This window comes from Campylobacter sp. MIT 12-8780 (assembly GCF_006864535.1).
Classification (GTDB): Bacteria; Campylobacterota; Campylobacteria; order Campylobacterales; family Campylobacteraceae; genus Campylobacter_D.
Genome location: NZ_QHLL01000014.1, coordinates 1 through 26,600 on the forward strand (window position 1 = coordinate 1; position 26,600 = coordinate 26,600).

The window sequence follows — 26,600 nt, forward strand, 5'->3', positions numbered from 1 at the left end:
TATAACCGAAAAGAAATCTAATCTTGTCGTTGCTTTTAAACTTATCAAAAAATTCCTTTTTATCTATCATTGCGATTTGCATAATGTTATCCATTTCTTGATTCTCCTTGTCCTTTATATTTTGTTCGTCTTCTAAATTTTTACAATACAAAGCTAAGCCTTCTATATCCCTAGATACGCCAAAAATATAAATAAAAAATAAAATAAAAAATAAACCGCCTCCAAGCAATGCAATAAATATGCCGCCCTCTCCAAAAAGTTCTCCAAGCGATTGATGCGTAAGAACAAAAGGTATAATCATAATAAAACAAAGACTTGCAAAGCCAAGCTTTTCCAAACTTCCTTCGAGATAAGTCTTGATAGTCCTATTGTTATCAAAATCTTCAAGTTTAATTTTTTTCATTGTTTTTCTACCTTTTAATTCTTTTTTCATTTTTTCCCTCCTTATTTTTTAAGTTTTATTCTAATTTTTAGATTAAATTAAAATAAAAGGTATATTTAAATATTTATTTTTAACTTTAAATTAAAAATAAATCGTATATTTATACTAAATAATAAATATAAATTTATCGGTCGATTATTTTAAACTAAAGGAAAAAAATGCGTAACAAAAAATTTTTTAAAATTTTGTTTCTTGTTGGCTCGATAATGTTATTGCCTAGTCTTAGCTTTGCTGCTGGTGGTATTGATAAGGTCAATACCTTTTTACAAAACATATCAACCGCTCTTTATGCGATAGGTGCTATTGTGCTTACCATAGCGTTTATGTGGGCTGGGTTTAAGATTATGTTTCAAGGACAAACTTTACAACAAGTTGCTCCTACTTTTATAGGCGGTGTTATTGTTGGTTGTGCTTCTGCTATAGCTGGATATATTATAAGCTAGGTTTTCAAATGGACTTGCACCCTTTATTTAAAGGACTTACACGCCCTGCTATGATTTTTGGCGTGCCAATTACACCACTATTTGTTGCTATGGGCATAATTGGTTTATTAAGCTTTTATATCCAAAATTTATTTATGGCGTTATTTTGCATACCTACTTATTTTGTAATGAAACAAATGGCTAAGCAAGATAATTTCATTTTTAGGCTTTATTTTTTAAAAATGCGATTTTTTACCAATCCGCTTTCAAAAAAATTTCACGGCGTAAAAACTTTTCAAGCGATGAGTTACACTAAAACGAATTACAAAAAAACTGATCCCATCAAATTAAGTCTTTTTGCTCTTAGCAGTGAAGCAAACTTTGAAAAGCTTGTCCCTTTTAGCTCCGTGGTTGATGATGGCATAGTGATTACAAAAGATTATTTGTTGCTTTGCACCTATCAAATTGATGGAATTTCATTTGAATGCGAAAGCGATACAGACTTAGATTTTAAAAATGAAGCACTAAATATGCTGTTTAAGGCTTTTTCTAATGAACCGATAAGCTTTTATTTTCATAGTGCAAGACATAGTATAAATGATAAATTTGTTTCTAGGTTTGATAATTCATATCTTAAAGATATAGATGAATCTTATTACAAAAGCTTCAAAGAAGGAAGTTTGTTTAAAAATTCTATGTTTTTAACAATCATCTTTAACCCTCTTTCACGCCTTGAAAAAAAGAGTTTTGAGAAGAGTTCTTTTGATACAAAGAAACAAGAAATTAGGATATTCATACAAAAATTTAATGAATATCTACTTCGTCTTGAATCAAATTTGAAAAGTTTTGATTGTAAAAAACTCAGCACCTATGAAAAAGATGGGCATGTTTATTCTAAACAACTTGAGTTTTATAACTTTCTTATAGGTGGCAAATTTAAGCCTATTAGAATATTACCAACCCCTATTTATGAGTATTTGACAGGGGGCTTAAATTCTATTTATTTCAATTATGATATGGCTCAAATTAATTATAACGATGATACAAAGCGTTTTGCTCGCATAATAGAGATTAAGGATTACACCAACTCTACTTTTGCTGGCATTTTGGATTCATTAATGTATTTACAAGTAGAATACACCATTACGCAAAGTTTTCAGCCTCTGGCTATGGTTGATGCAAAAAGTGCTTTAAATAAACAAAGAAAGCAACTTATAGCAAGTGAAGATGACTCACTCTCTCAAGTAGAAGAGCTTGATATTGCACTTGATAGTTTAGCAAGCGGAGATATTTCTTTTGGTAAATATCATTTTGAAATTGTAGTTTATGCTGATGACATAAAAGAGTGTAAAGACAAAACAAATGAAGTGATCACAAGACTTAATGAGTTGGGTTTTATGGCAAGTATTGCTAATATCGCTTTACCAAGTGCTTATTTTTCAACCATACCCTGCAATTTTACCATTCGTCCTCGTATCAATTTGATTTCTAGTATTAACTTTAGCTCTCTTATAGCCTTGCATAACTTTGATTCAGGCAAAAGAGAAAATAATTGTTGGGGACAAGCTGTAACAATGCTTAAAACACCAAATAAAAGCCCTTATTACCTTAATTTTCATCAAAGTAGTGGCAAAAATAAAGATGATTTTGGCGAGCTCTATCTTGCAAATAGTCTTATTTTGGGACAAAGTGGGGGAGGTAAAACAGTGTTTATGAACTTTACTTTTAACCAAATGCTTAAATACGCAGATAAATCCACATTTCCAAGCAATATGCCTGAAGAAAATAAAAAATTTACAGCTGTATATTTAGATAAGGACAAAGGTGCTTTAGGCAATATATTATGTGCTGGAGGTCGCTACATTACTATAGAAAATGGCAAACCGACAGGATTTAATCCTTTTATGGTTGAATCTACTCAAGAAAATGTAAGACAACTAAAAAATCTCATAAAACTTTGTGTAACAAGAAAAGGCGAAGTTTTAAATACTAAAGAAGAAAAGAGTCTTAGCGACGCAGTTGATTTTATAATGACACAATTTGAGCCTAAAGAAAGAGAATACCCTATTTCTTTACTTTTAGAAAATTTAACAGAAGACATTAATGATGACAATTCTTTAAAGTCAAGATTGTTATCTTTTAAACAAGGCAATCAATTTGGTTGGGTATTTGATAACAAAACTGATATTTTAGACTTTCCTGATGAAATTAATGTTTTTGGAATTGATGGGACAGAGTTTTTAGATGATAGCGATGTAAGCGGAATCTTAAGCTATTTTATTCTTTGGCGTGTTATGAATTTAGCAGATGGAAGAAGGCTTTGTGTTGATATTGATGAGGCGTGGAAATGGCTTGAAAATGAAATAGTAGCTTTAGAAGTTAAAAATAAATTCAAAACCATACGAAAACAAAATGGCTTTTTACGCCTTGCTACACAAAGTGTAGAAGATTTTTTGAAACTACCTATCGCAAAGACACTTATAGAGCAATCAGCTACAAAGATATTTCTACCAAATCCTTTAGCAAAAGAAGATGATTATGTGAATGGGTTAAATTTAAGTATTGATGAATATCAAATCATTAGAGATTTTCAACCTTCAAAAAGACAATTTCTTGTTAAAAGACAAGATGAAAAAGTGATTTGCACGCTTGATTTAAGCTCTTTAGGCAAAGAAAATTTAATGATACTTTCTACAGGAAGTGCATATATAGATACTATAGAAGCTATTTTTGCAGATGAAAACAAAAGCCTAGATGAAAAAATCAAAGCTTTAAAAGAAATATATAAATCAGCATAAAGGAGAAAAAATGAATGCTGTAAATTTGATAGGTTATTTGGGTGCAGATTTTGATGTCGCTTACACACAAGCTGACAAATGCTATGCTAAAAACTCACTAGCAATTACAAAGCGTTTTAAAAATGCTAAAGGTAATGAAGAAAGCCAAACTTCTTGGATACCCATTACTATATTTGGAAAAATGGCAGAAACGGCGTATTTGCATTTTCCTAAGGGTTCTCAATTTGCTTGCAGTGGAGAATTAATAACAAGCACTTATTCTGATTCTAATGGGAACAATCGCACAAGTTTTAGTGTAATAGTACATAAGTTTTACTGGCTTAGTGGCAATAAGAAAGATGGCAGTTTTACAACGCCAAATAAAGTTGTTCCTAAGGCTCAACCTCCTACACAACAAAACCAAGCTCAAGAAGAAATAGATTATGACAATGTGGATATAAGCGAATCTGAAATGTCAGTACTTCCATTTTAAAGGATATAAAATGAAAGAAATTCAAATTTTTAAAAACGAAAACTTAGGTGCAATAAGAATAAAAGGTGATCTTGAAAATCCTTTATTTTGTTTGTCTGATATTTGCAAAATTTTAGGCTTAGCCTATCCTAACAAAATAGCAAATATGATAAAAAAGGAGTTTGAGTGGGAGGAATTAAATTCCGCCAGCTTTGATACTGGTTATGGCGTTAAAAAATTTACCATGATAACCGAGCCGCAGCTTTACTTCGTGCTTATGCGTAGTGATAAACCAAAGGCTAAGCCTTTTAGGCGTTGGATTTCAGATGAAGTTTTACCAAAAATTCGCAAACAAGGCGTATATTCTCCAAATGACTATATCAATGAGCTTATGGCTTTGCTTACCCCAAATATCCCTCCTTATGATTTCTCAGTTAAGATAGATATAAATGATTGGCACAATAGAAAAGAACTTTCATTGCACTACTCAGTAGGTGTAGCCAAGATGAAAAAAGAGAAAAAAGAAAATGAGCTTTTGAATGTCAAGTTTGCTTCAAGGGAAACCAAATAACATAGGAAACAAGAAAACATAAACCAAAAATCAAATTTTGAAAGGTAAATAATGAAAACAAATTCTTTTTATAGCCACGATAAAGCCCCATCTTGTCAAAGAACAAAAAAACCAATAAGCCTTTATACCAAGAAAATTGTTATATTAATTTCTTTTTTTCTTGTGTCAAATCAAGCTTTAGCTGCAGGCATTCCTGTAATTGATGCTGCCGCAAATACGCAAATGCAGGTTCAAAATGCCAAACAAATAGCCGAATGGGTAAAAGAAGCTACACGATGGGCGGATACAATAACTCATTATAAAAAACAATTACAAGCCTATAGTGATGAGCTTAATAGTTTAACAGGGGTAAAATCATCAATATCCTCGCTTAGAGATTTAAAGCAAATTTATTCTGATTTTGGTAGGGCATATACAAACATACAAGACTTTAACAATAAAGTTTTAAGCGATCCTATGTCTTTTATCAAAGGAGAGTTAAAAGACGCTTATAAAAAATACACACTTTTTGATCGTTGCGAAAATATAAGCAATCAAGAACAAAAATCCTTGTGTATGGTTGATATGCTTACTTATGTAGCTCAAGAGCAAAACCTTGATCAATCTCAAAAACAACTCAATACCATAAATCAAAACTTAGCTGATTTGGATCAAAAACTAAGAAAAACTCAAGATATTAAAGAAGCTCAAGATATAGCAAACGCCATAGCTTCAGAAGGACTTAAAATACAAATGATTCAATCAAATATCAACCTACAAAACGCACAATATGAAAAACAAAGAGCCATTAGAGAAGAACAAGCTCAACAACTCTTTTCTAAAAGGGCTTCAAATACCAGCTATGACACTATTCAAGCTTTAGGTTTGGATTAATAAGGTAAAAAATGAATATTTTTCAAGGCATAGGCAAGATAGTCGAAAACATTTTTGCAACAATCCAAAATGCTTCTTTGAATGACAAATTTATTCAACTTCAAAGCATAGTAAGCATACTTATTGTTTTAAGCATTATGTATAAAGGCTATCAAACTATGGCTGGAAAATCACAAGATCCAATAAGAGAGCTTGTATGGGATATAGCAAGAAAGCTTTTGATACTTACCTTTATCCTAAATGTCAATGGCTGGCTTAACTCTGCTATATCAGCCCTTGATGGAATTTATGCTTGGGCTGGTGGAGGATCGCAATTTTACGCTCAGCTTGATCAAATTTGTGTAAGCTTTGGAAAATCATTGCAGGCTGTCATAGAAAGTAATGAAACTATCAATCCTTTTTTAGCTATAACAAATGGACTAATTATTCTTGTTATGGTTTTATCATTTCTAGGGCTTATCATTACCTTTGCTTTTACTATCATTGCGACTTCTATTACAAATACTTTTTTAATTATTGCCTTACCTTTAGCTTTATTTTGCTTTATGTATGAAAACACCAAACAAGTTTTTGTGCAATGGATGAATATGTTTATCTCAAATGTATTTTTGCTTATTTTTATGAGCTGTTTTGCTGATTTTCTTATCAAGCATATGGCTGCTTTATATGGTGATGTTAAAGTCGTGGAAGATAGCCTTGTAGCAAGTATCTTGCAGCCTATTCTTATTTCAGGCATTTTAGTTACTTGTATAGGAGTAATTAAATCTCTTGCTTCTAACCTAGCTCAAGTTACTTTAGACTCAGCCTCTGCAAGTGGCTTACAATCATTTGCAGGAAGTGCTGGAAAAGGAGCAGGTATGACAGCTAGAGGGGCTGGCAAGCTTGCTTTAGGAGCATTCTCAGGTTCTGCTAGAAAAGCAGAAAGCAGAGGAGGTATGACAGGGATTGCTGGATTTGCAGCCAAAAAAGCAATGTCTTTTGCTGCAAATAAAGCTACAGGTGGTTTAGCAGGTGCTGCAAGTGCTGCTAAAAATCTTTTATCAAAAGCAAGAAATGGTTGAAATGGAAGATAAAAAAGAACTTCGTGGGATTTATAATGTAACTTTCAACGAGAAAAAGGCTACAGCCATAAAAACAGATATCGAGCTTATTGAAGATGCTGTAATCGCTGAATTAACCTATTATGTTAAGGGTTGGCATAACGAAAGAAGAGATAAAGGAGCTGGTGCAGAACACATTAAACTTCATTTGAAAAAAGGAAGTAATGGCGAGATAAAAGTTGAAGAGCTTTTAAACTTAGGAAAATCTATAAGAATTTATAAAGCACAATTTAAAGAACCTTATAAAGATAACGAAACAGCAAGCGTTTATGAATGGCAAAATGATGAAGGTGTGAGATTTAGAACAGTTATAGATAGAATCAGAGGAGAGGGTCACTCGAATACGCCACTATCCCCCTCTGATAGTCAAATTATAACATTCTATTCTGATAGAAATCTTAATCAAAGAATGGAGTTTAAAAATCCAAAAGTAGCAGAGTATTATAAAGGTCTTGAGGCGATACAAAACACGCCAAAAAGTCAAGAAACAAACAAAGAAGAAAAGCTTGCAAACATAAGAGCTGAAGTAAAAACTATTAGTGAAAAACAAGTTAAAAAAGACTTGGATAAAAATTTAAACAAAGAAAGGTAAAGGCTTATGAAAATCAATGCTGAAAAGCTTTTAAAGCAAAAAAACAACGAATGGTTAAGGCAAGATTTGTGCAATGTAATTTCACTCCTTGCAGATAGACTAAGCTCTGTATTGCAAGAACTTGAAGAGTGTAGAAAAAATACACCAAATTCACATTTTGCTACTACTCTTGGTGAAAGAATCGCAACTCTTGAAGCTGAAAATTCATCGCTTAAAGATGAAAATGAAAGGCTTGCAAAAGAACTTAAAGAGTATGAAATATTAGTTTCTTGCTCTGATTTGGATAATTTCAATCCAGCACATTTTCAACAAGGAGAACATATCAATGAAAACTAAATCAAGTATTTTAATAGGAGTTTTTATGACATTTTTACTTTTTCAAGCTTGTTCTGCAAAACACAAACAAAGCATTGATGAGCAAAAAAGCCTTTCAAAATATGAGGAACTTTTTAAAGATGATGGGAATTTAATTCCTATCAACTCGGCTGAAATCCAAAGACAGCTAGGCGAATAAGGAGAAAGTATGTATAAGGAAGCTATCGATTTTGAAAGCTCTGTGCGTTATTTGATAGAGCAAAGCAATAAAAGAGCTTGGCTTGTAGCTTTTGTAAGCATATTTGTGGCAATTTTAAGTATTGTAGCAGTGTTATTGCTTACTCCACTTAAAAGCGTTGAGCCTTATGTTATCAGGGTAGATAACACCACAGGAATGGTAGATATTTTAACTACGCTTGATGAGGAACAAATAACTTCTATTGAAGCTTTAGACAAGCATTTTGTATCACAATACATTAAAGCTAGAGAAGGGTATTACTATGATATGCTTAATCAAGACTATATTTTTGTCCAACTCCTTTCAACCCCACAAATTGCAGAAGCATATAGAGCTATTTATTCAGGCGACAATCCAAGAGATGCGAAACTAGGAAATAATTTTCAGGTAGAAGTGCAAATTTTAAGCATAGTTTTAAATGAAAGTAATGGAGCAAAAACAGCAACCGCAAGAATCAATCTTAAAACAATAAACAAAAATTCAAAGGCTGAAAGTATCGCCACTAAGGTTATTACTTTAAGCTATGAATACCAAACCGCTCAGGTAAATGAAGAAAATAGACTTTTAAATCCTTTAGGATTTAAAGTAACAAATTATAGGATAGATGAGGAAATTACAAGATGAAAAAGCTACTCAAATCATTGACACTTATTTTGTATTTTGGTGTTTTTATAAATCAGGCTTATGCTTTAAGCCTGCCAAAATTAAGCAAGTATGACAAAAAAATCACTTATGCTGTGTTTAATGCCAATGATGTTTTTCAAATTGCTGCAGCTAATGGATATGTTAGCGTGGTGGAGTTTAGCAAAGATGAAAGAATTATTACCATTTCAACAGGCTTTAGCGAGGGTTGGGAGCTTATTGATCGTGCAAATTTACTTTTTATAAAACCAAAGGCTTATACAACTAAATTTGTGCATAGCGAAAATCCAGAAGAAGGCAATGCAATAAGCGAAATTGTCGTTGATCCAACACCTGCAACTTGGAAAACGAACCTTATAGTAACCACAAATATGAATATGTATGTTTTTGATTTGGTGCTTAATTCTAAATCAAAAATTTATAAACTCAGCTTTTCATACCCTGATAGAGAGCTTGCAAATATAAACGAGCTTCAAAAAAAGCTTGATGAGCAAATCGAACAAGATAAGCTTGATAGCTCACTTAATAGGGTATCAGTGCCTAGAAATTGGGATTTTTATATGAAAGTCAATAAAGGAAGTGAAGACATTACCCCAAATTTTGCTTATGATGATGGAGTTTTTACTTATCTTGGTTTTGACAATACAAAAAGCTTCCCTGCTGTTTTTGCCTATGAAAACAAACAAGAATCTATACTTAATTCACACATTAAAAAAGATGGTAATTATGATGTATTAGTCATTCACAAAGTATTACCACAAATTTTACTTCGTAGTGGAGATAAAGTCGTTGGAATTTTTAATAAAGGCTATGCCAAAAATCCTTTAAGATCAACGCCTCAAACTTCTAATGATGAAGAAGTAGAAAGAGTGCTTTTAGATGAAAAATCTCAAAAACGCCAAGAAATAGAAAGCGAGACGCAAAAAGCTTTTAAAATGCTTGAGCAAAGGCAAAATAATGAGTGAAAATCAACAAAATTCACAAAATGAGAATGTTTTACTTGAGCTAAGCTCAAAAAATAATAAAAAATTAATCTCTTATGCTTTGTTTGCATTGGGTGCTTTATTATTTTTTCTTATTATTCTTTGGACTTTAAGCTCACTAGGCAAAGCAGAAGAACAACAAAATACCCAAAAAGAAAACACAAATATAAATTTAAGTGATTCTGTAAAAAATAATAGAGATTTTATCCTCACAAACGATTCACAAGAAAAGAATTTGCTTGATTTAGCACAAACTCCTCAAACTTTACCAAGTCAAGCAAATACAACCACATTAGAGCCTATGTTAGCAGAAAAGTCCTTGCCAAAGCCTAGAATCATTAAAGGCATAGGCACTGCTGTAATAGCAAGCTCTAGCGATTCAGGACAAAGTGGCAGTCCTTATGCAAGCGATAGTGCAAATAATGGTGCCAATTTTGCTTCAAAACCTCAAACCTTGCTTGAATTTGGGCAAAATGGAGCAACAGGCTCAAACAATCAAATAAGCTCAAATACAAATTCAAACACAGGGGAAGTATTCACACCTACTGCAGCAAGTTTTTCTCAGTTTAATCCAAGCCTACTTTTGCCAAAAGGCACTTATATAGGTTGTGCTTTGCAAACTAGGCTTATAAGTGAAATAAAGGGCGGAATTTCTTGTGTAGTAAGCAATGATATTTATTCAAGCAATGGACATACTTTGCTTATAGAAAAAGGAAGTGTTATCACAGGTGCTTATAGTGGTGGGGAGCTAAACGATGGAAGCACAAGACTTTTTGTCATTTGGCAAGAAATTAGAACGCCTTATAATATCGTTATACCAGTATTTTCAGGAGCAACTGATCCTTTAGGTGCTGCTGGGGTCGAAGGCTATGTAAATCATCATTATATGAAGCGTTTTGGAGCTGCAGTTTTATTAAGTGTTATTGATGATAGCCTCGCTATTTTAGCAAGTGAACTTTCTAAGAAAAGTGGCAATAATACCACAAATTATTATAATTTTACTGAAAACACAAGGGAACAAGCTAGCGAAATAGCAAACACTGCACTTGAAAAAATGATTGATATAAAGCCTACTTTATACAAAAATCAAGGGGATTTGGTTGGTGTTTATGTTAATAAAGATATTGATTTTTCAAAAGTATATAAGCTTAGAAGGAAAAGATAATGTCAATTTCTTTACAAAAATACTCTTCATCGTATTTTGGAAAATATTTAGCAAATCCTCTTATCAATGAAATTTGTTATAACGGAGAAAATAAAATTTGGTTTGAAAATGCTAATGGCATTTGGGAAAGTGAGGATACAAATCTTAATTTTGAGGGTGCAAAGGCTTTTGCTGCAGCTGCAGCAAGTTATAAAGAAGATCAAATAGACAAAGCACGCCCTATATTAAGTTGTATTTTAGTAAATGGCGAGCGTGTGCAAATTGTTATGCCACCTGCCACAAAAAAAGAACGAATTTCTATCACTATAAGAAAACCTTCACAGCGTCGCTTTACAATCGATGATCACGAAAAAAGTGGTTTATTTGAAAATGTAGAGCATAAAGATAATAACGCTATAAGCCCAAAAGATAAAGAACTTTTAGAGCTTTACAATAAAGGTGATTATAAAAATTTTATTGCTAAGGCTGTTGGATTTGGAAAAAATGTAGTTATTTGTGGAGAAACAGGCAGTGGTAAAACTACCTTTATGAAAAGTTTGATTGATTTTATCCCAGTTGATGAACGAATTATCACTATTGAGGATGTTGAAGAAATCAAATTTTACGAACACAAAAACTTCGTCCAGCTTTTTTATCCAAGTGAAGCAAAAAGTGTTGATTTTTTAAACTCGGCTACGCTTTTAAAATCTTGCCTTAGAATGAAACCTGACAGGATACTTTTAGCCGAGCTAAGAGGTGCTGAAACTTATGATTTCATCAATGTTTTAAGTAGCGGACACGGAGGAAGTATTACCTCTTGCCACGCAGGAAGTAGCAAAGACGCTTTCAAACGCCTTGCAATGATGATTTTACAAAATCCACAAGGGCAATGCGTGCCTTTTGACATTATTCAAAAAATGCTTACCGATCTCATCGATGTTATCGTGCATATTTACGCCCATCACGGCAAAAGACGCATAAGCGAAATTTATTTTAAGGAAGCTCATCGTGAGTGATAAAGAAAAACAAGAACTCCAAAACAAAATTTTAGAACTAGAAAACTATGTAAAAAATGCTAAAGAAAACATTGAAAAATGTGAAAAGGTTATCCAAGTTTTAAAAGATATAGCTTGGGATAGACAAAGCAAAAAAGAGAGCTCACAAATGTATAAGGTTTTAAATGATGAAAAATCACATACAAGTGTAAAAAGCAATGTAGGGCAAATCAAGGTCGATAAAGAGTTTATGGAAAAAGAAGTTAAAAAGCACCTTGATAATCCAAAATTAAGAGGTATGGTAACAACTGAAGAGCTTTTAAGCTTTCCTAAGGTGGCTAAGAATGTGGAGGCTGAATATAATCAAAAAAACAATGACTACACTTGGAAAGCAAAGGCAAATGATGGAAATACTTTAGCTTATGGAAGTAGAGAATACAATGAACAAAATAGGCTTTTAACAATTCATAGCAAGACAGAACAAGGGCAGAGAATGGCGGAAGAGGATAGGCGTAGTCATCCCTATCATTCCATATTTAACGACTTCAATTTTCGCAAATCCGCCAACAGTGATAGTATAACACAAGCTAAGCCACAAAGTCAAGAAAATTCAAAGGAAGCTCAGCTTGCAAAGCTTATAGCTGAAACTAAACAAGCAAGCACAAAAATTGGCAAAAACACACCAAATAAAAGTTTAGATAAAGGATTTGAAAAATGAGTGATGATAAATCAAAAAAGCTTGTATTTATAAGTATTTTATCGATTTTAGCTCTCATAGGAGCTTATGTTTTAAGTGGTGCTTTAGTGCTTATCTTAAATAAGGTAGGCTTTTTTAAGTTCTTTGAATTGTGGCATTTTAATTTTATTTTTGAAGCTTTGAGTAAAAATTACCCAAAAACTTGGCAAAGCATAGGCTTAGCCTCATTCATTTGTCTTTTTGGTGTTTTGTGTTTAGTCTTGCTTATTCTTTTCAAAAACAAAGAAAGTCTATTTGGAGAAGCTCGTTTTGCGAATTTTAGTGAAATTCGCAAAATGGGGCTTTTTGGAGATAAAAACAATTTCGTAAAAAGAGGCATAATCATAGGCAAATATGGTAAAAAATTCTTGCAATTTGGAGGACAGCAATTCGTTGCTTTAGGAGCACCAACAAGAAGCGGTAAAGGAGTGGGTATAGTTATACCAAATTTGCTCCATTGGCAAGAATCAGCAGTCGTGCAAGATATTAAACAAGAATGCTTTGATTATACAAGCAAATATAGAGCCGAGAAACTAGGAAATAAAGTTTTTTTGTTTAATCCATTTAGCACAAGAACGCACCGCTACAATCCTTTTACTTATATTGATATGGCAGATAGTGAAAATGCTGATTCTCAGCTTATGGACTTAGCAAATATCATTTATCCTTTAGGCAACGATGATACAAGCAAATTCTTTTCACAGCAAGCACAAAACCTTTTTATAGGGCTTTGTTATCTTTACAAAGATTTAACAATGAGTGAAAAAGGTGAGCTTTTCTTAGAAGCTTATGGTTTAGAAGTAGAATTTAATTTTTATGGCATTTTACAGCTTAGCAAGGGGTTTGAAATCATCGATCCTCATACAAATAATAAGCTTGCGGTTGGATTTGAAGAAACTTATAAGCTTCTTGATGAGATAAAAATCTTAGGAGAAATCACTAAAAGAAGAATAAGCACTTATATACAAATTGATTCGGCTAATACAAAAAGCGGTGTAATGTCAAGCTTTAATGCTCCGCTTTCACCTTTTGAGGGTGAAACTTTACGCCTTGCTACGCAAACAAGTGATTTCGATTTAAGAAATTTACGCAAGGAAAAAATGACTATTTACATAGGCATAACTCCTGATCAGCTTAACAATGCTAGATTTATCTTAAATATTTTTTGGAGTCAGCTCATACTATTAAACACAAAAGAGCTACCACAACAAAATGACGCTTTAAAATATGCCTGCTTGCTAGTAATGGATGAATTTACAGCACCTGGACAAATTCAAATTTATCAAACCTCTGTTTCGTTTATAGCAGGATACAATTTGCGTTCTTTAATGATTTATCAAAGCAAATCGCAACTTAGGACACCTCCACCTTTAGGATATGGAAATGAAGGTGCTGAAACTTTACTTACTAACCACGCTTGCCAAATCTTTTACGCTCCTAGAGAAGAAAAAGACGCTGAAGAGCTAAGTAAAACATTAGGCAATAAAACGGTTAGTCAAACCTCAAGAAGCATTAATCAAGGTGCAAATGGTGGAGGTAGCACAAGCACAAGCCAAACACATAGGGCATTAATGCTACCTCAAGAGCTTAGAGAAATGCCTTTTGAAAAAGAACTTATTACTATAGATAGTGGCAAACCTATATTTTGCAATAAGGCGTTTTATTACAATGACTCTTATTTTATGGATAAGTTTAAAGCTGTATCCCCAAGCCTTGCTAAGATCAAAGGCATACCAAATAGAAAAGAACTTGAAAACGCTATTTTATCTGGGGAATGTAATGTTTTAATACCGATACACAAATCAAATTTGAAAGGAGAAAAAAATGTTTCATAAACATTATTTAACATTTGCAGTTGCGATAAGTTTATTTATCGCTGGATGTGCGGCAAAAAAGCCAAAAGAGCTTGATGATAATTCAGCTCAATCAATTAACAATGCTTTGCTTGAAAGACAATACAACTTTGTGCCTAAAGATTCTTTTTTAAGTAGCTTTAATTGGACTTATCACATTAATGCTACTAAAGAAAATGGTGAGTTGCTTAGAAACGAGCAAATGGTAAAAGTATTTTTACTCGCCCACAATGCTACTAAAATCATTATTGTAGGCAAAAAAGACTTAATTAAAGAGTATGAGAAATACCTACGAAAAAATCAAGTAAAAGCTTTAATTGAGCTTCAAGATGTTGATCCCATAGAACGAGATATTAACACAGTCAATCTTTTATTTTTCAACCAAACACAAGGAGATAAATAATGAAAAAGAAGTTATTTACATTATTTGCAGGTTTATTTTTAATGATTTCTAGCATAAAAGCTATAGAGCTTGAGTATTTAAAAGGCGATGAAGCAAGTGCTTGCGAAGCTATGCTTTGCTTGGCAAGTCCTGTTAAACCACCTGAATGCAGTGCTGCTATTGCTAGATATTTTTCAATAAAGTTTAAAAAGCCGTGGAAAACCATACAAGCAAGAAAAGATTTTTTAAAACTTTGTCCTACGAGCTCAAGCGATGATATAGAAATGAGTAAATATGTAAATGATATTTTACCGAATTTAGATGGTGAATGCTCGATAGATTTGCTCAATAGTAGAGCTGAAAAAGTGATTTTAAGAGTTATAGAAGTTTGCGAGGGAAGTGGGAGCGATAGGACTTGTCGAAAAGTAAATATTTATGGATATAGAACAAATCCTCAGCCTACACAAGCGTGTGCATTGCTTTCTCAAAGTAGCTATACAAACTACAATCTTAAATATACTTGCAATTCTACATTTTATGAAGAAAGTGATTGGCTTAATGGCTACACAAAACAAAAAGTATCCAAACAAGAATTTGATACTCTAGCAAACAATGAAAGGACTACAGAGAGCATTAAAATAGGCTTTAACAAACAAGAGATTGTTTATTATAAAAAAATTCCCATCAAAAAAGATTGCTGGATTAATGAAGGCAAATAATGAGCGAAGAATATGATATAGCTGCTGGAATTGAAGGCTATCTTGATGAGGCTGAAAATTTGAGTGAAAACACTCTTGATGATACACATCTTTATAATGATATAATAGGGCAAGAACTAGAAAAACAAGATAACGAAATTATTCAAGAAGTTATCGTAGCTACTCAAGTAAGCCCTAAGCAAGAAAATAAGGCTCAAATTTTTGAGCCTCTTGATCCTGATAAGCCTGTTAATTTAAAAACCTTGCTCAACGAACAAGGCGAACTTTTAAAAAATTTAGATGAAAAGGCTACAAGACTTGAAAATATACAACTTGATGAAGAAACTAAGGGCTTATTAATAGATTTTCAAAAGCTTCTCGTTGCTCTTGATGAAAAAACATTAAAAATTATGGAGTATTTTGGCGAAAATATCAGCGATCAAGACAGAGCCTTAATTAATAGGACGCTGCTTTTAAAACAAAATTTAAGCGAACTTTATGATTTAATTAAATTCTTTGAAAGTAAAGAATATATCAAAAAAACACAAGAATTTGAAAAAAAATTTAGAAATTTAATTAGAAGCTCAAAGGAAAGAATAGATAATTTTGAAAACAATCTTAGAAAAGCCCTTGATTCAAGCTTGCCTGTCTATAACGAAATTTTAAAACTTTTTATTCAAAGACAAAATGAGCTTTTGGATAATCTTTATATAGATCAAAAGGATAAAGCACAAATTTTTTCTAAAGAGCTAAGCAAAGAAATAGATTTATCAAAAGATGGCTTCAAGGAACTTGCCTATAATTTTGAATTGACAAGCAAAAAACTAAAACACTTTGCCTTTGCTTTACTCTTTTGCTTTGGGGTATTTGGGATACTTTTTGGTGTTTTAAGTGCTTTGACTTATTTAAAATATCAAGAATATCAAGAAATAGAAAATAAAATGCGTTCTCTCTCACAAAGAATTAATGGCATAGCAGTAAAAAAAGATGAAGCTAATAATCTTATTTTAAGTTTACCAAAATCAAATGCTAGTATAGACAATGATAAAGATAGGCTACATATCACAATAAAGGAGTAGAAATGAAATTATATAAAGCTTAAACAACATGCAAAAATGAGTTGGATTTAAATCCCTAAAAAATTTTTTAAAAAGGATATAAAAAATGGCGTTAGCAAAATTAGACAATTCACAATATCAAAATATTGTTTTGGTTACAAATTCGGCTTTAAATTATGTAACCAAAGATGGAGAAACTAAACAAAGAGAGCCAAAAACAGCTGCTCTTAACATCATACACGATGCTGCAGCTGTAGAAGGTATGGGTGCTGGCAATGTAAGTGCCTCTTTTAAACAATATGGAAAATGGGAAAATTTCTATATCAATAAAAATAAAGAAACAGGCACAATAACCTTGCGTCCTACAAAGACACCAAAAGATGCAAGCACATTTGTATATATCAATCCTGTTGTTACTGAAGAGGGTAAAACTTTTTATGCATTTAATGAAAAGACTGAAGCTGGAAGAAGCTTTACTCAAGGATTAAGTGCGAGAGATTGGCAAAAAGATCAAAATAGTGAAGTGCTTTCATATGTAGAAGGCAGAGCTACACTAAAAAACGATGAGCTACAAGCTGCCTTAAAAGAAAAGGGTCCCGGATATATAGCAGTTATATCAAATAGCGGCATAGAAATAAAATCTGAAGCCGATCTTAAAAAGGGTGCTCAGGAGGTTCAAAATTCAGTAAGCAAAGAACTTGAAAATGAATTACCTCAAAAAGAAACTCAAGCCAAGAAAAAAGATGAAATAGAAATGGCTTAAATCTAAACGCCCTTTTTTATAGGGCGTTTCAATATCTTTAAAATATTGTAAAAATATTTTTTAAATATTTTAAAGATATTTTTTCAATATTATATCAATATTTTATAAGGAGCTACAATGAATCCACAAATACATAGCGATTTTTACGATGAAGACAAAAATGAGCCAAAACTTTTTAGCGAAGAAGAGTTGCAAGTTAAACGCATCCAAAAAACACCAGTTTATAACAAGAAACTAGACTATGAAAAGATTATGGAAAAGAAATTAGCTAAAAAGAACAAGGAGTAAATAATGAGGCTCTTTATAGCAGAAAAACCTGATTTAGCTAAGGCTATTGCTGAGGGATTAAATGGGGAGTATAATAACACTTTACCTAAAAATTGTGGTTATATACAAAGAGGAAACGACTACATTACTTGGGCTTATGGGCATATAATGCGACTTTTAGAGCCTCACGAATATGATGAAAAATATAAAATTTGGCGTTTTGAAGACTTGCCTATTGTCATTAAGGATTTTAAACACAAAGCTATAGAAGATAAAGAAAATCAGCTCAAAGTCATTTTAAGGCTTATCAAAAATGAAAAAATAAAGCAAATTGTGCATTGTGGGGACGCAGATGATGAGGGACAAATACTTGTGGATGAAATTTTAATGTATTCAAAAACTCAAAAACCTGTTTGGCGTTGTTTGATTAATGACATTACGCCTAGTGCAGTAAAAAAAGAAATTGCAAATATGCGTTTAAATAGCGAATTTAAAGGTATGAGTGAAAGAGGATTTGCAAGAAGCTTTGCTGATTGGATTGTAGGATTAAATCTTACTCGTGCTTATACTTTAGCAAATCGTGCTAAGGGTGGCGAAAAGGGAGCGATCACAGTTGGTAGAGTTCAAACTCCAATTTTGGGGCTTATTGTGGCAAGAGATTTAGAAAATGATGGATTTAAAAGCATTGATTATTATGTTTTAAATGCTCAAATGAATATACATAATATCAAGATTAAAACTACCTTGAAAGTGAAGTCAGAAGAAAAAATTACGGATATAAACAAGGCAAATGCAATCAAAACAACTTGTGAGGGCAAGCAAGCCATTTTAAACATTAGCTCGCAAAACAAAAAAGAATATCCCCCTTTACCTTATAATCTTTTAACTTTGCAAGCTGAAGCAAGCAAAACTTTAGGATATTCTGCTGCCAAAACATTACAAATAACACAAAGCCTTAGAGAAAAACATAAAGCCATTAGCTACAATCGATCAGATTGTCAATATTTACCTGAAACCTTATACAAAGAAGCTTCAAAAATTATTCAAGCACTTCAAGCAAATTTTAGTGAAGATATAGGCTATACAAATGTAAATCTTGGCATTAAATCAAAAGCATTTGATGATAGCAAATTAAGTGCTCACTATGGTATAGTGCCTACTGAAACAAGATTGAGTTTAGATAAATTAAGTAGTGAAGAAAAAGCCATTTATACACTTATTTGCAAGCGTTTTTTAATGCAATTTTACGAACCTAGAGAGTTTATAGCTTACTCACTTAATTTTAAAATCAATGAATTAGAATTTGGAGCAAGTTTTTCTAAAACACTTAAAGCTGGATTTAAAGCTTTTTTTAGCCATATAAGTGATGAAGAAAATGTAGAAGATGAAATTAAATTTGATATAAATTTGCTTAAAAATGGTGATTTAGCAAATATAGAACAAGTCGAAATTAAAAAATTACAAACAAAGCCTCGTCCTTTATATACAATGACTACACTTTTAAAAGATTTGAACTCTGTAGCTAAATATGTTGAAAATGAAAGAATTAAAAAGCTTTTACTAGAAAAAGACAAAGACAAAAAAGGCGAAAGTGGTGGTATAGGAACGCCTGCTACTCGTAGTGATATGATAGAAAAACTCATAAAACAAGGCTATATTGAAGTCAGCAATGATAAAAAGCAAGTTATCAAATCAACTCCAAAAGGTAAAGATTTGATTAAATTTGTTACACCAATACTTTCTCGCCCTGATATGACAGCTTTATGGTTTGAATATCAAAAAGCTATCGAAAAAGGCGAAACAACCAAAGAAGCCTTTATAAAAAGCGTTTATACATCTATAAGCACGGAAATTGAAAAGATTAAAAATGGTAATTTTTCTATTGCGGGTGCAAAACGGATAAAATGCCCTGAATGTGATGGATTTTTAATCAAAAGAAAAGGGCAAAAAGGCTTTTTCTACGGTTGCTCTCGTTATCAAGAAGGTTGTAAATTCATATGTATGGCAGATAAAAAAGGTGAGCCGATTTTAAAAAATAAATAAAAACGCATTTATCTAGTATTAAGAATAAATGATATATAGTATCATTATCTAATATTAGAAAGGGTGGCTAATGAAAATTTATTATTAAGGGATATAATGACAAAGATTAAAAATGATGATTTAATGCTGTTTGTGATTGATGAATTTGGCGAATTTCAACCTAATTTAGAACTCACTCAAGGAAAAATACAAAAAGATGAAAGGATAGACAATGCAAGCAAATCTAAGTTATCTCAAAACACAACTGAGCGAAGTGACTTACAGAACGCTTTCTCAATGGTATATAGACAAGAAAATAGACACTCACGAACTCAAGATTATAGAGCGATGGATAAGCCTTTATCCCAAGACAATGAAAATGCTGGACGCTTCACAGCTTCACAGCCTAGCACTTCCACAAACACAAATGGAGCTAAAAATTTTAACGAGCAAGGAAGCACAAACAAGATTCAATCAAGGAATGACACAAATGGAGATATTAGAAGTTTTTGGGGTAGATCAAGAGTTCTATTTAACGAAGAAACCAAAGCTCTCAACACCGATTTTAAATCAAAGCTTGAGAGAAGAGAAGCTAGCTTTAGTGCAAGAAGAATTGACGCAAGCGGAGAAAATAGACTTAATACACAAGGCTATCGATCAGATCGATCAGGAAGTGAAGAACAATCCTTTCATAGCACAAAAAATCGAGGAGATACAAATCCTAGAGAATTCACAAGAGCCACAAGCGGAGAAAATAAAAGTCTTAGACAATCAAATTTGTATGATGATGGACAGGATTTATTTGCAGCTCAAGCCAATGCAGGAGAACTTGAGGGCAATACAGGAACAAGACAATCCACTAGTATTGAAAAAGAACATAGAGAACTTTTACAAACAAGCAAGAACAATCATACAAACAACAAAATAGACTTTAGCACAAATGAAGAGCCAAACTTAGGCTCTTTAAAAGATAAATTTAGAAAAAATATTCAAGCTATCACTTTATTAAAAACATTAGAAAACGAAGACAACCGCCCAGCTACAAAAGAAGAACAAGAGGTTTTGAGTAAGTTTTCAGGCTGGGGAGGTATTTCATCAGCGTTTGATCCTTATAATAAAGAGTGGCAAAAAGAATACAAAGAGCTTGTTGATCTACTTGATGATGAAGAATATAAAGCTGCAAGAAACTCAACACAAGACGCTTTTTATACACCCAAAATTGTAATTGATACAATTTATAAGGGGTTAGATACAATGGGTTTTAATACAAGTGAAGATAAAAACATATTTGAACCAAGTGCAGGGATAGGTAATTTTTTAGCCTATGCAAAAAATTATGCTTCAAATTACAATTTCACTTGCATAGAACTTGATAACATTAGTGCGAGATTGCTTCAAAAGCTGTATCCAAATCAAGATATAAGAAATCACGGCTTTGAGAATTTTAATTTTATCAAAAAATTTGACGCATTTATTGGAAATCCTCCTTTTGGACAAAAGAAAATCATAGACATAACAAATTACGAACTTAACAAACTAAGCGTGCATAATTATTTTTTAGCTAAAAGCATTGATAATCTTAAAGAAGATGGTATTGCTGCTTTTGTAGTATCAAGGTATTTTTTAGACTCTAAAAATGAGGCGGTTAGGGAATTTATCGATCAAAAAGCTACTTTTTTAGGTGCCATTAGACTTCCTAACACAATGTTTAGCAAAATTGCAAATACTGAAGTTACAAGCGATATTGTTTTTTTCAAAAAAGGAAAAAATGAAAACATAAGTAAAAAGTGGCTTGAAAGCAAATCATATTTTGAAAATATTGATGAACTATGCTTAAAAAATGGATTCAGTGAAAATGAAGCAAAGAATTTCAAAATAAATGAGTATTACAAAGCAAATCCTCAAAATATACTTGGAAAAATGAAGCTTGTTAATTCGCAATTTGGATTTTCTTTGGAGTGCGTTGATGATGGGAGAAATTTAGAAACTGCTTTAAATCAATTTATAAACTCATTACCTAAGAACATATATAAATATAGCCCCACAATCATACAAGATGAAATTATCATTATTAATGAGCAAAATTCTGATTGTGAGTATATGAAGTATAAGTTAAATACAATCAAAGATTACAATTATTTTGTATATAACAATGAAGTTTATTTTAAACTTTCAGGCTTTAGTAGTGAATATATGATTAAAAAACCACATCTTAACGAACACGACAAAAGAAGAATTATTAAACTTGTCGCTTTAAGAGATCAATTTAACACACTTATAGAGCTTGAAAAATCAGATTTAAGCGATGATGAACTCAAAATTCATAGAAATAAACTCAATGAGCTTTATGATAGCTTTGTAAAAACTGAAGGCTTTTTAAATAAGGATTCAAACAAAAGAGCATTTAGGGAAGATATAGAGGCAAATAAGATTTTAGCACTTGAAAAAAATTATAATGCAGGAATTTCTAAGAGTGTAGCTTTGAAAGAAGGTATTAGCCCAATTGCTCCTAGTGCTACAAAATCAGACATTTTTTACAAAAGAACTATATCAGCTCAGCCTGTGCTAAATTTACAAACTCCAAAAGAAGCACTTATTGCAAGCATTAATCAATATGGGCGTATTCATTTGGGATTTTTAAAAGATAATTTAGCTAAGCCTATTGATGAAACTTTGCAAGAACTTCTTGAAGAAAAGCTAATCTTTAAAAATCATACCGATGACTCTTACATCTTAGCTCAAAAATATCTTTCAGGTAATGTAAAGGCTAAATACAAAGAAGTAGAGCGACTTGTTAAAGATGGAAAAAACGAATTTATACCAAACCTTGAAAGCCTCAAAGAAATATTGCCAAAAGACTTAAAGGCTTCTGATATATCAGTATCACTAGGTACATCTTGGATTCCTTTAAAATACTATAGCGAATTTTTTGAAAAAACTTTTAGTATTCAAAAAGAAAATTACGATCTTTTTTTCAATGAAAAAACAGGGGAATGGAATTTTTCAGGTTTTGGAGCAAGTTTGAGTGTTTATACTCGCTCTTTATGCGCTACTGAAAGAATAGGAGCATTTGAGCTAGCTTTGCACGCCCTTAAGCGAAATCCTATAAGAATTTATGATAAAGTTGAGGAATATGATAGTGCAAGTGGAAAGTATAAAACAAAGCAAATCTTAAACGCCAAAGAAACAGCCTTAGCAAATATAAAGCTTGAAAAGCTCAAAAATGACTTTGCAGAATGGATTTATAAGGACTTTGACAGGCGGAGCGATCTTGAAAAGATATACAACGAAAGATTTAACACTAATGTGGAGCCAAAATATAATGGAAAAGATTTAATCTTACCTAATTTAAACAAAAATATACAACTTAGAGTTCATCAAAAAAATGCAATATATAAAGCTATACAAGAAAATAGCATAATTTTTGATCATCAAGTAGGGGCTGGTAAGACTCTTGTAGCAATTTGTTCGATTATAGAGCAAAAAAGAATGGGGCTTATTAATAAGGCTCTTATTATTGTGCCAAACCACTTAGCTAAACAATGGAATGATGAATTTTATAGTGCTTACCCTTCAGCAAATATTTTAGCCCCTAGTGAAAATGACTTAAAAAAAGACAATAGAGAAAAATTCTTTGCAAAAATTGCAGCAAATGATTATGACGCAATCATTATGACACATTCTCAATTTAAACTTTTGCCTGCTCCTTATTCAATTCAAAAAGAGCAATACGAACAAGACATAGAAATTTTAGAATATACTCTAAGAACAAAGCAAAGCGATAATAATGTCAAAAAATACTCAGTAAAAGAACTTGAAAAAAGAATTGATAATTTCAAAGCAAAGCTTGCCGATTTACAATCCTCGCATAAAAAATCAAAATCAATTGATTTTTCAGAGCTTGGGATTGACACCTTAATCGTTGATGAAGCTCACGAATTTAAAAATTTGCTTATTACAACTTCTATGGGCGATATTAGTGGACTTGGTAACTTAAAAGGTTCTCAAAAAGCTTATGATTTGTATTGCAAAACACAATATCTACACAAAAACAATCATAAGCTTTATTTTTTAACAGGCACACCAATAAGCAACTCTATCACAGAGCTTTTTACTTTGCAACGCTACATACAACCTAGCGTTTTGAAAGAAAAGAGAATACATATTTTTGATTCGTGGGCTTCAACTTTTGGTGAAGTTACAAGTGCTTGGGAACTTGATAGTTCAGGCATAAACTATAAAATTGTTTCAAGATTTAATAAATTTAAAAATGTCCCAGAGCTTGCAACTATGTATAAAAGTGTGGCTGATATTGTTACAAATGCTGATATTATGAAGTTTCAAAAAGACTTTGTGCCAAAACTTTATAATAATAAGCCTATTAATGTTGTTGCTCCTAGAAGCGATGAAATAGCTGAATTTATAGGCATTCAAGATGAAAATGGAATGTGGAACGAAGACTCAATAGTATGGAGAATGGAAAATCAAGACAAAGATATTAGAAGAAACAATCTTTTAGCTTGCACCACAGACGCTAGAAAGGCTGGACTTGACTTTAGACTTATCGATCCTAATGCTAAAGATTATGTAGATTCTAAAGTCAATAAGCTTGTGCAAAATGTCTTAGCAGAATATAAAGCCTACAATAATGACAAAGGCACACAGCTTATATTTTGTGATTTATCAACGCCAAAAAGGCACTCTCAAAAAATAACTCGAGAAGAGATTGCAAACACCAATGAAATAGAGCAAAAAATAGAAAAAGAGGAATTTGTTAATATCAATGAAGTTTTAGAAAAAGATGAAGAGGAAGTCAAAAGCCTAGATGAAATCTTAGCCGAAAAAGCTAATTTTGATGTCTATAGTGATATTTTAAAAAAGCTTGTAAATATGGGAATACCACAAAATGAAATAAGATTTATCCACGACGCAAAAACTGATTTACAAAAAGCTGCTCTTTTTGCAGATATGAACTCAGGAACAGCAAGGATTCTCATAGGATCAACTCAAAAAATGGGAGCTGGGACAAATGTGCAAAAAAGAGTCGTTGCCTTACACCATTTAGATTGTCCGTGGCGTCCTAGTGATTTAGAACAAAGAAGTGGTAGGGTTATTAGACAAGGCAATGAACTTTTTATGCGTGATCCAATAAATTTTAGAATAAAAGAATTTAGATATGCTACTGAAAGAACATATGATGCGAGAATGTGGCAAACTATTGAAAGCAAGGCAAAATCAATAGAGCAGTTTAGAAGTGCTGGGGCTGATACAAGGACTCTTGATGATATAACAAGCTCAGCAGCAGATGCCGCAGAAATGAAAGCAGAGGCTACAGGCAATCCTTTTATCCTAATGCAAGTGCAACTAAACAATGATTTAAGGCAGGAAGAAATGCTTTATAATAATTTTCAAAGACAAATTTATCACAATGAAGAAACACTTAAAAATTTGCAATCTAAATTTAATTTTTTTAAAGAAGAAATCACTAAATTACAAACTTTTAAAGATATTATTTCTCAGCACAAAGAAGAACATTTTAAAGGTAAATATTTTATCCATAACTTAAACGATAAGACTTCTAAAACAAAAGATTTTCTTGTTTTTAAAAATGACGATAGCGAAGCAAATAAATCAAGGCAAGAAACGCTTAAACAAGCCTTTAATGCTGCTGTAAAGCTTGTAGCCCTTGATTATGAGAAAGAATACGATATTTTAGAATATAAAGGACTTATTATTAGTGCTGAAAAAACAAGTGCAAATTCACTTTGTTTTTATATTAGCACCCAAGACAAGAAGCTCTTTATAGAACCTGAAAATATGGTTTATTCTAATAAAGCAAATGAGGTATTTAAGATTGAAGATTATGTGAGTTTTAGCGGTTTTATTACAAGGATGAACAATTTTTATAATGGTATTGATAAGACTATGGAGGAGACAAATGAGAAAATCAAATTACTTCACAAAGATATTGTGGATTTGCAAAGGATAACAGGAGAAAATACACCAAGCTACACTAGGAAAGAATATTTAGAAGCCTTAAGAGAAGATAATCGTCTGGTGATAGAAGAAATAGAAAAAATAAGCACAAACAAAGACTACAAAAGTGAATTTGTGCCAAAGTCTGCCGAGATTTTAAATTCTTTAAATAAAACTAAGGAAAATATACAGGAGTTTGAGAAGTAATCTAAGTAACTTACTCAAAATTTTGTATAATTACACAAAATTAAATTCGGAGGTTTTAATGAAGCCAAAATTATCCCTAGATGAACAAATAAAACATATGGAAGCCAAAGGCATACAATTTAACATTATAAATCAGAATGAAGCTAAAGATATATTGTCTAGTAGAACTTATTATTTCAAGCTTAAATCTTATGCAAAAATTTACAACAAAGATAACTTGGGGCGTTATGTTGATTTAGAATTTGCTTATATGTATGAAATATCTAAAATTGATGTGGCTTTGCGTAGTTTTATATTGGATGTGGCGTTGGCTATAGAACATTTAGCAAAGACACTATTGCTTAATGATTTTAATCAAAGCAATGAAGATGGATATAGTATAATAGAAAGATTTTTAGACTCTGAAGAGGGACAAAATACCCAAAAAACTATAGAATCTTACTTAAATGGAGTTAATTTGCACAGTGGAGGCAACTATGCTCTTGTTCAAAAATATCACAATCAAATGCCAATATGGGTTTTAATAGAAATTATAAGCTTTAATAATTTTATAAAATTATTAACTTTTTATCAAAAGGATACCAATAGAAAAATAATACAAAATCAAAACAATAAAGATATAAAACTTGAAGACAGACTAGATAGTACAAAATGGCTTAGAAATCTATCAGCCCATAGCAATTGTATATTGATTAAAATACTAGATACAACTACAAGAAAATATATGTATAAACAATTAAGTGCCTATAGAAAGAATTTTGTATTTAAAGACGATACATATACCTTAGAAAGCATGATGAGCAAATCTCTTGTTGTGGATTTTTTAGAAATGATTCATTTATTCTTTAAAATTTGTAAAAGTAGAAATATGAAGAATAATTTTATTACGAATTTTAATGATTTTATGCAATATGTCAGAAAATACCAAGAAACATTAAATAGCAATCAAAAGCTAAAAAACTTCTTTGAATTTATTGAAAAAAGTTTTAACATTATAAAAAATTAAAAAATATTTAGAAAATTAATGTTATTTTAAGTAAATATATATAATAATTCTGACATCGACACAGCG

The 26,600-nt window shown here is 31.8% G+C and carries 24 protein-coding genes; 23 read left to right on the top strand and 1 reads right to left on the bottom strand.

Translation table 11 applies throughout. The annotated features are described in order from the left end of the window. On the bottom strand, nt 1-433 hold a 433-nt coding region (locus DMB95_RS09150), incomplete at its 3' end, for a hypothetical protein (protein ID WP_142931812.1). 167 nt (nt 434-600) lie between these two features. Between DMB95_RS09150 and DMB95_RS09155 the strand changes: the two genes are divergently transcribed. From DMB95_RS09155 to DMB95_RS09255, 23 genes are all read left to right on the top strand, one after another. Then, the gene (locus DMB95_RS09155; protein WP_137633550.1) at nt 601-885 is read left to right on the top strand and encodes a TrbC/VirB2 family protein; all 285 of its coding nucleotides are present in this window, start codon (nt 601-603) and stop codon (nt 883-885) included. Nucleotides 886-893: 8 nt separating this feature from the next. Continuing rightward, complete coding sequence (locus DMB95_RS09160; protein WP_142931813.1) at nt 894-3,662, top strand: VirB4 family type IV secretion/conjugal transfer ATPase; 2,769 nt, start codon at nt 894-896, stop codon at nt 3,660-3,662. A 10-nt stretch (nt 3,663-3,672) separates the two neighbouring features. Continuing rightward, nucleotides 3,673-4,134 (top strand): single-stranded DNA-binding protein, encoded by a 462-nt coding sequence (locus DMB95_RS09165; protein WP_137633548.1) that lies wholly within the window; start codon nt 3,673-3,675, stop codon nt 4,132-4,134. 10 nt (nt 4,135-4,144) lie between these two features. Next, the gene (locus DMB95_RS09170; RefSeq protein WP_142931814.1) at nt 4,145-4,684 is read left to right on the top strand and encodes a BRO-N domain-containing protein; all 540 of its coding nucleotides are present in this window, start codon (nt 4,145-4,147) and stop codon (nt 4,682-4,684) included. A 51-nt stretch (nt 4,685-4,735) separates the two neighbouring features. Beyond that, a complete protein-coding gene (locus DMB95_RS09175; RefSeq protein WP_142931815.1) occupies nt 4,736-5,557 on the top strand; it encodes a type IV secretion system protein in 822 nt (273 codons plus the stop codon). An 11-nt stretch (nt 5,558-5,568) separates the two neighbouring features. Continuing rightward, a complete protein-coding gene (locus DMB95_RS09180; protein ID WP_142931816.1) occupies nt 5,569-6,618 on the top strand; it encodes a type IV secretion system protein in 1,050 nt (349 codons plus the stop codon). Next, nucleotides 6,611-7,249 carry a hypothetical protein gene (locus DMB95_RS09185; RefSeq protein ID WP_238386999.1) on the top strand — a complete coding sequence of 213 codons (639 nt, stop codon included), beginning with the start codon at nt 6,611-6,613 and terminating at the stop codon, nt 7,247-7,249. Before DMB95_RS09180 ends, DMB95_RS09185 begins: the two co-directional genes overlap by 8 nt. Nucleotides 7,250-7,255: 6 nt before the next feature. Continuing rightward, a complete protein-coding gene (locus DMB95_RS09190) occupies nt 7,256-7,585 on the top strand; it encodes a hypothetical protein (RefSeq protein ID WP_137633544.1) in 330 nt (109 codons plus the stop codon). Nucleotides 7,586-7,610: 25 nt separating this feature from the next. Beyond that, nucleotides 7,611-7,763: a hypothetical protein gene (locus tag DMB95_RS09615; protein ID WP_162056973.1), complete on the top strand. Its 153-nt coding sequence runs from the start codon at nt 7,611-7,613 to the stop codon at nt 7,761-7,763. 9 nt (nt 7,764-7,772) lie between these two features. After that, the gene (locus DMB95_RS09195) at nt 7,773-8,426 is read left to right on the top strand and encodes a virB8 family protein (protein ID WP_137633543.1); all 654 of its coding nucleotides are present in this window, start codon (nt 7,773-7,775) and stop codon (nt 8,424-8,426) included. Continuing rightward, a complete protein-coding gene (gene virB9 / locus DMB95_RS09200) occupies nt 8,423-9,409 on the top strand; it encodes a P-type conjugative transfer protein VirB9 (RefSeq protein WP_142931817.1) in 987 nt (328 codons plus the stop codon). The genes DMB95_RS09195 and virB9 overlap by 4 nt, the downstream gene beginning before the upstream one ends. Beyond that, nucleotides 9,399-10,592: a type IV secretion system protein VirB10 gene (gene virB10 / locus DMB95_RS09205; protein WP_442861454.1), complete on the top strand. Its 1,194-nt coding sequence runs from the start codon at nt 9,399-9,401 to the stop codon at nt 10,590-10,592. The genes virB9 and virB10 overlap by 11 nt, the downstream gene beginning before the upstream one ends. Next, nucleotides 10,592-11,587: a P-type DNA transfer ATPase VirB11 gene (virB11, locus tag DMB95_RS09210; RefSeq protein ID WP_142931819.1), complete on the top strand. Its 996-nt coding sequence runs from the start codon at nt 10,592-10,594 to the stop codon at nt 11,585-11,587. Before virB10 ends, virB11 begins: the two co-directional genes overlap by 1 nt. Further along, the gene (locus DMB95_RS09215; RefSeq protein WP_142931820.1) at nt 11,580-12,284 is read left to right on the top strand and encodes a hypothetical protein; all 705 of its coding nucleotides are present in this window, start codon (nt 11,580-11,582) and stop codon (nt 12,282-12,284) included. Before virB11 ends, DMB95_RS09215 begins: the two co-directional genes overlap by 8 nt. Continuing rightward, the gene (locus DMB95_RS09220) at nt 12,281-14,137 is read left to right on the top strand and encodes a type IV secretory system conjugative DNA transfer family protein (protein ID WP_142931821.1); all 1,857 of its coding nucleotides are present in this window, start codon (nt 12,281-12,283) and stop codon (nt 14,135-14,137) included. Before DMB95_RS09215 ends, DMB95_RS09220 begins: the two co-directional genes overlap by 4 nt. Further along, a complete protein-coding gene (locus DMB95_RS09225; RefSeq protein ID WP_137633577.1) occupies nt 14,127-14,558 on the top strand; it encodes a cag pathogenicity island Cag12 family protein in 432 nt (143 codons plus the stop codon). The genes DMB95_RS09220 and DMB95_RS09225 overlap by 11 nt, the downstream gene beginning before the upstream one ends. Beyond that, nucleotides 14,558-15,256 carry a TrbM/KikA/MpfK family conjugal transfer protein gene (locus DMB95_RS09230; protein ID WP_137633576.1) on the top strand — a complete coding sequence of 233 codons (699 nt, stop codon included), beginning with the start codon at nt 14,558-14,560 and terminating at the stop codon, nt 15,254-15,256. The genes DMB95_RS09225 and DMB95_RS09230 overlap by 1 nt, the downstream gene beginning before the upstream one ends. Beyond that, the gene (locus DMB95_RS09235) at nt 15,256-16,314 is read left to right on the top strand and encodes a hypothetical protein (RefSeq protein WP_137633575.1); all 1,059 of its coding nucleotides are present in this window, start codon (nt 15,256-15,258) and stop codon (nt 16,312-16,314) included. The genes DMB95_RS09230 and DMB95_RS09235 overlap by 1 nt, the downstream gene beginning before the upstream one ends. A gap of 85 nt (nt 16,315-16,399) precedes the next feature. Beyond that, complete coding sequence (locus DMB95_RS09240) at nt 16,400-17,056, top strand: hypothetical protein (protein ID WP_137633574.1); 657 nt, start codon at nt 16,400-16,402, stop codon at nt 17,054-17,056. A 117-nt stretch (nt 17,057-17,173) separates the two neighbouring features. Beyond that, nucleotides 17,174-17,344 carry a hypothetical protein gene (locus tag DMB95_RS09620; RefSeq protein ID WP_162056972.1) on the top strand — a complete coding sequence of 57 codons (171 nt, stop codon included), beginning with the start codon at nt 17,174-17,176 and terminating at the stop codon, nt 17,342-17,344. A 3-nt stretch (nt 17,345-17,347) separates the two neighbouring features. Beyond that, nucleotides 17,348-19,366: a DNA topoisomerase 3 gene (locus DMB95_RS09245; RefSeq protein WP_137633573.1), complete on the top strand. Its 2,019-nt coding sequence runs from the start codon at nt 17,348-17,350 to the stop codon at nt 19,364-19,366. A 96-nt stretch (nt 19,367-19,462) separates the two neighbouring features. Beyond that, nucleotides 19,463-25,528 carry an SNF2-related protein gene (locus DMB95_RS09250; RefSeq protein ID WP_260604846.1) on the top strand — a complete coding sequence of 2,022 codons (6,066 nt, stop codon included), beginning with the start codon at nt 19,463-19,465 and terminating at the stop codon, nt 25,526-25,528. Between the two features lie 58 nt (nt 25,529-25,586). After that, a complete protein-coding gene (locus DMB95_RS09255) occupies nt 25,587-26,534 on the top strand; it encodes an Abi family protein (protein WP_137633572.1) in 948 nt (315 codons plus the stop codon). Nucleotides 26,535-26,600 lie beyond the last annotated feature (66 nt).